Annotated in this window: 4 protein-coding genes; all 4 read left to right on the forward strand. The window is 39.4% G+C overall.

Annotated features, from left to right (window positions below; all coding sequences use genetic code 11):
• The coding region (locus tag AC1DVB_RS25850; protein WP_477591641.1) for a cation diffusion facilitator family transporter at window positions 1-965 on the forward strand (965 nt) is incomplete at its 5' end.
• Window positions 966-1,131: 166 nt separating this feature from the next.
• A complete protein-coding gene (locus AC1DVB_RS25855) occupies window positions 1,132-1,875 on the forward strand; it encodes a Cof-type HAD-IIB family hydrolase (RefSeq protein ID WP_477591643.1) in 744 nt (247 codons plus the stop codon).
• 172 nt (window positions 1,876-2,047) lie between these two features.
• Entirely contained in the window at window positions 2,048-3,046 is a 999-nt protein-coding gene (locus AC1DVB_RS25860; RefSeq protein ID WP_106027355.1) for an NAD(P)H-dependent flavin oxidoreductase, read from the forward strand.
• A 408-nt stretch (window positions 3,047-3,454) separates the two neighbouring features.
• The coding region (locus AC1DVB_RS25865) for a hypothetical protein (protein ID WP_477591646.1) at window positions 3,455-3,640 on the forward strand (186 nt) is incomplete at its 3' end.

The following is a 3,640-nucleotide window of genomic DNA, read 5'->3' on the forward strand; positions in this document are numbered from 1 at the left end:
GTAATAAATCGGCGTTCATTGCTGCCTGTGTGAATAGTATCATCGCAGTGCTAAAGGGGATTGCCTATTTCATGACAGGAAATGTGGCTATGTTTGCTGAAACTTTACATACTTTGGGCGATGCTGCGAATCAGTTTTTCGTCTTCATTGGTTCTGCACTAAGTAAAAAGTCACCAACTGATCGATTCCCTGATGGTTTTGGACGTTTGGTTAACCTTGTATTACTAGGGGCAGTATTGGTTGTCGGGATCATGTCTTATGAAACGATTAAAGAAGGGTTCCATCACATTTTACACCCTGCAGAATCAACTGGTATCCTTATTAACTTGTCAGTCCTTACGTTAGCGGTTGTGTTGGAATCATATGTATTATTTAAAGCGATGAAAGAAGTGGTTCATGAGACTGGAATCGAAGCTAAAGGGGCAGCCGTCATATTCAAGAGCTTTTCTGGTTTAAAAAGGGCAAAACCAGCGACGAAATTAGTATTTATGGAAGATATGGTAGCGACAGGTGGCGGCGTCCTTGCGATAATTGCCATATTATTAGCAAACTTCACGCCTTTTATCCAAGCGGAAGGAGTTGCTTCCGTCATGATCGGTCTTGGTATGTTCTATGTGGTTGGAAGGGTTTTTCTTGACAATGCTGCTGGTGCTCTTGGGGAAGCCGATATTGAAATGCGGCAAAAAATTGGTGCGATGGTCATGGATGATCTAGACGTAAGGGATATACAGAAACTGGCCGTAATAAAAGAAGGGGAAGATTTTCATGTTGAACTTGAAGTTGAACTTGATCCCCATATTTCAATCGCACAGGCGGACGACATTAAAGATCGGCTGTTTAATCAAATATTAAAGGAAAGAGGGGTAACGGACGTCATTATAGAATTTGATGAAAATGATGGTATCCCAAAATGGGAAGGTCAGATAAAAAAAGAATTGAATGAAATCAAAAAAGACAGCGAGTAGAAATAATGGCAGAATACAAAATGTCATGATTAGGATAATTGTGTGATTATAAATCAAGACACTAATGATAATGCTGTTCAATTCATCACGTACTTTCCTTGGGTATGCATTATAAGCTATCATGGACTTAGTTACATAATGAAGGATTATGGAAGGGTGAATAAGAATGGAGAAACAAAATATTAAGCTAGTTGCACTTGATATGGATGGCACGCTTCTCAATAAGGCTGGAGAGATATCTGAAGAAAACCGGAGAGCGATAAAAGAAGCCGAAAATGAAGGGGTTTTTGTGGTATTGAGCACAGGAAGATCCTATGCGACGTGCAGTGATTTTGCAAAGTCAATGGAACTCCAATCATACCTCATTACAGTAAACGGAAGCGAAATTTACGATAACCAAGGAAAACTGGTGGAAAGGAATATCGTCGATAGTGAATCCATACAATGGATGTGGGAATTAAGCCAAAAACATGGTACACATTTTTGGGCCATTAGCTGCGATAATATTTACAGGGCCGAAATGYCTGAAAAAATCCATGATTCGCAATGGCTTAAATTCGGTTTTGATACAAATGATGAAAGCATCCGCCAAATCATCATGGATGAACTGGTATCAAAAGGAACCTTTGAAATAAGCAATTCAAGCCCAACGAATATTGAAGTGAATGCCATGGGCGTCAATAAAGCGAAAGCGATAAAGCTCGTATGTTCACTGCTCGACATTGGCATGGAAAATGTAATGGCAGTGGGTGACAGCCTTAATGACCTTGCGATGATTTCTGAAGCAAAAGTGGGCGTGGCAATGGGAAATGCCCAAGAAATTGTGAAAGAAAAAGCAGATTGGATTACAGCGACAAACGAAGAAGATGGTGTAGCTAAGGCCATTCGGAAATGGGTGCTTTCAAATTGAATCGAAACTGTATATGGGGCGTATTCCATATACAGTTTTTTTATTAAAATGGTGCTGCATGACAATTAAATTTTAGCTGCTGAATTAATTTCTTGAAAATTGTGTCTTTTAGAAGTATGATAATCTTGTAGTGTTATATTTTGGTAATATATTAATAATGGGAGGTTTAAGGATGACAAGTAGTTTGCCTGAACAGTGGTGGAATCAATTAACTTTACCAGTTATCTCAGCACCTATGTTTTTAATATCCGGTCCTGAGTTAGTGAAAGAATGCTGTTTGAATGGGGTGATCGGCTCTTTTCCAGCACCGAATGCGCGGCCGATAGAGGTACTGGATCAATGGATGGGTGACATAAACGATACATTGATTGCAGCAAAGGATAAAGAACCAGGCTCAAAGATCGCTCCATGGGCAATGAATATGGTTGTTCACCGTACATATAGCCGGCTTGAAGAAGAGTTGGAATTGGTCAAAAAGCATCAGCCTCCCATCGTAATTACATCATTAGGTTCACCAAAACATGTGGTGGATGTCGTACATAGCTATGGCGGGTTGGTCTTTTCGGATGTCAGCTCTGTGGATTTTGCAAAAAAAGCTGCGGAGTCTGGTGTGGACGGATTGATCTTGGTTGCTGCGGGAGCAGGCGGTCATGCTGGTGAGATAAATAGCTTTGCTTTCGTGGACAGCGTAAGGACATTCTGGGATGGAATCATTTTGCTCGCCGGATCGATCAGTACTGGTCACAGTATCTTGGCAGCTCAGGCGGCAGGAGCGGATCTTGCATATATGGGTACACGTTTTATCGTGGCGAAAGAGAGCAGGGCAAATGATGAATATCGTGAAATGCTTGTCGATTCTGACCATGATGACATCATCTTGACTGATGCATTTTCAGGCGTTAATTGTAATATGCTTAAACCGAGCATCAGGAAGGAAGGATTGGACCCAGAACAATTAGCCAAAAAAGAAAAAGTCGATTTTGACAGCATGTCCAAATCGTCTGAATCTAAAGCGTGGCGTGATATTTGGTCAGCGGGTCATGGTGTGGGGGCGATTAAAAAAATAGATACCGCTGCAGGCATCATAAGACAATTAGAAAAAGAGTATCAGGAGTCCTTGAAGAAATTGACCGGGCAGGCGGAAAAATTAAAAGGAATTATATCGAAATGATATGAAAGCGCTTTATTTAATTGTGCTTACATGGCAAAAAAGGGTATCCATTATGGGTACCCTTTTTTGCCATGTAATATCAGAGCTAATTCATAATAAAKTATTTTCAGCTTAAAAGGCAATCTAAATGGATTTAAAGATAAAAGCAGTAAAGATAGGATGTATCGCTGTGAAAAAATATTGATAAAAAGATGGATAAATGTTATATTATTTTCGTGATAATGACCAAATGAACAATTTAGTCATATATTATTGGTTGTTTAAAAAGTAATATATATTTAGGTGAAAATGAAGAATGTTAAATTTACATTGCAGAAGCATATGACTTAATTTTGTATTCTTTCATGCGTTTTCACCGAGATAGATTAAATAAACGGCATATTCGTCGTATAGGAGGGCTTGGTAGGCGTGTTAAAATCTTTAAAGKGTGAATTTTTAGCCATAATAAAACATCCTATGATACTCATTTCCATAATAGGGATCATACTGATTCCTTTATTATATAGCGGCACATTCCTTTGGGCATTTTGGGATCCATATGGTAAGGTGGACCAATTGCCTGTAGCCATTGTCAATTTGGATGAGGGTGCGGAG

The organism is Peribacillus sp. P4_D6 (assembly GCF_056401795.1).

Bases quoted from the DNA above. Each gene is read 5' to 3' on its own strand.
- AC1DVB_RS25860 (WP_106027355.1), top strand. From the start codon at position 2,048: ATGACAAGTAGTTTGCCTGAACAGTGGTGGAATCAATTAACTTTACCA.